We start from the raw sequence: 583 nt of genomic DNA on the forward strand, positions 1-583 counted from the left end.
CATTTATACCATTAGCCATAACGAAACTACCTTGATTAACCATTTGGTTTATTGCCAATAAGTTTACAGTGAAATGCATGTTAGCAGACTCTCCATCTTTAGAGATATTGGTTGCAATTAACTCTTTAGATTTGACGTTCCGACCTTCGCTGTCTTTGATTTCATAGAATACACCGGAGCCCATTGACTCCGGAGCAAGGAAGTAATTGTTATTAAAAGATGGGCTGGTGCCAGCAAATTCAATTGAATAATTTGAACCACCGGTACAATTCTTTAGGCTTATAGTGAACGGAACGGCAGCTGAAGTTGCGCCACTATTAGCAGTCAGCGCACTAATCGAAATGCTGCCCATATCGACATCGCCTACTGTAGAACCACTGTTATTCACATCAAGGACGCAACTACTCGCCCCTATTGTACCGGTGAAAAGTATAGAAGCAGCAGAGGCAGTATTCATACCGCCAATCATCATTAAAGCCGCAATGGATACAGGAAGTAATTTTTTGTTCGTATTTAATCCTTTAATTTACGAGTAATGCCCGACGTATCTATCCGTATAAGGAATGTTTACCTACCTAAATAT

1 protein-coding gene is annotated in these 583 nt (G+C 40.1%); it reads right to left on the reverse strand.

The window, feature by feature from the left end; all coding sequences use genetic code 11:
* Window positions 1–457, reverse strand: a 457-nt coding sequence (locus J1785_RS00400; RefSeq protein WP_217218536.1) for a fimbrial protein, incomplete at its 3' end; no start/stop codon positions are given.
* Between the last annotated feature and the right edge of the window lie 126 nt (window positions 458–583).

The sequence above is a fragment of the Rahnella perminowiae genome (assembly GCF_019049755.1).
Classification (GTDB): Bacteria; Pseudomonadota; Gammaproteobacteria; order Enterobacterales; family Enterobacteriaceae; genus Rahnella; species Rahnella perminowiae.